The sequence below is a fragment of the Gilvimarinus sp. 1_MG-2023 genome (genome assembly GCF_030548285.1).
Map to the genome: position 1 here is coordinate 1 of NZ_JAUOSC010000889.1, position 280 is coordinate 280.

The 280-nt window shown below is 52.1% G+C and carries 1 protein-coding gene; it reads left to right on the top strand.

Annotated elements, in window-relative coordinates:
* Window positions 1-280, top strand: a 280-nt coding sequence (locus tag Q4563_RS19425) for a beta-propeller domain-containing protein (RefSeq protein WP_303605684.1), incomplete at both ends; no start/stop codon positions are given.

Below are 280 nucleotides of genomic sequence, written 5' to 3' on the forward strand. Positions count from 1 at the left end.
ATATTTACCCGCTGATGCCGGGGGGCGCACCTGATATTGTGTTTTCCGCGGATATAAGGCCGGGGCCGGTAAACAGCGAAATACGGCTGGAGTTTATCGATGTCAGCAACCCCGCCTTGCCCCAGTTGGAGAACAGCATCAGTATTGACGGCGCCTTAATTAATAGTCGGCAGATTGGCGAGACCTTGTACTTAGTGTCCCGTTTTGACCCTTGGTTGAATGTCTTGCACTTAGAGCACGATCATGAACATACGCGAGCCGACAACGAGCAGGTATTGGC